At 31.9% G+C, this 1,108-nt stretch carries 1 protein-coding gene and 1 pseudogene; both read left to right on the top strand.

The window, feature by feature from the left end; translation table 11 throughout:
• Positions 1–102 (top strand): annotated as a pseudogene (locus FC85_RS16150) (GlsB/YeaQ/YmgE family stress response membrane protein); the annotation flags it as partial.
• 143 nt (positions 103–245) lie between these two features.
• Positions 246–524, top strand: coding sequence for a hypothetical protein (locus FC85_RS11790; RefSeq protein WP_136861328.1), 279 nt, complete (start codon positions 246–248; stop codon positions 522–524).
• The last annotated feature ends 584 nt before the right edge of the window (positions 525–1,108 follow it).

Genomic DNA, 1,108 nt, shown 5'->3' with positions numbered 1-1,108 from the left:
GGTTCTTGGGGGCCTAGTTTAGCTGGTATGGCAATTATTCCTTCATTAATTGGAGCAATTATTTTGATTCTGATCATTTCGATTATTGTGAATCAGATATGAAGGTTAAAATAATAAGTTTCATCAAGAGATCATTTTAGATTTTTTATATAATAATTTTTACTCGAGCAAACAAATTAACTTTCATTAAATTATTTATTGTCCCAACTAGAGGAGACTAAATTTATGAAAGAGAGATGAAAGATATGGTAACAATTATTGAAGCTAAAAGGTTACCAAAAAAATGGCCAGAAAATAGAACTTATATTCAAGAAGTACAACTATCTGATGAGACAATGGGAACCCTTAAAATTACCATTATTCCCCGCGGTCTAAATGAGCAACCACCTCTTTATAAGGTCGATTTTCTTGCTGATAATTCCATGCACCATAATGTCCATGACCCATATCCAGAGCTCACAAATGGTATGAAACTTAATGCCTATGATAAAAGTGAGGTTTATATTCTTAAACTGCATCGTTAATTAAAAATCCTAACTCCTTATGATTTTTAACCATTTTTTAGGATAATTAATTAATAAATAAGCCAATTCTATCTTTATGTCATTAATGTTCAATTAAACAATCATTTAATGGTTAAAAATGGTTGCTGATTGATAATTTGTTTTCTTATTAACTGTTTTTAGGATTATAAAAGCAAATTTATATATGCTCTAAATAGCTAGTAAGAAAGGGAGAATAGAAGAAGATTATGGTAACTCTGCTCATATTATCATCAGTTATACTACTACCGGAGATTGTAATATCTTATGGGCACTCGAAGGGGTGGTGGCGAAAATAATATATTAGGAAGATTTCATTTCTGAGAGAAGTTAGCTATTAGCTATATTGTAGCGCAAAAAACAAACACACGTTCCCTAAAAGCTGCTAGAAAACTGATTAAAAATAGTCGAAAGTCAGTTATAGTCATGTTATACTGTAAGCAGAAAAAGGAAGTCCCGCTAGAACAGGACTTCCCATGTAGAGCCGTTAAAGACGGTGGCAGATTTTAACGATATTTAATAACCGCTAGCTGACCAGAGCTAAGGCGGTTATTTTTTTTGCTGAC

Source organism: Lentilactobacillus diolivorans DSM 14421 (genome assembly GCF_001434255.1).
In the GTDB taxonomy this organism is placed as follows: domain Bacteria; phylum Bacillota; class Bacilli; order Lactobacillales; family Lactobacillaceae; genus Lentilactobacillus; species Lentilactobacillus diolivorans.
This window is presented reverse-complemented; position numbering and strand designations above follow the sequence as displayed.

What these genes read in the sequence shown, in the direction of transcription:
- FC85_RS11790 (WP_136861328.1), top strand. Translation starts at nt 246, where the DNA reads ATGGTAACAATTATTGAAGCTAAAAGGTTACCAAAAAAATGGCCAGAA.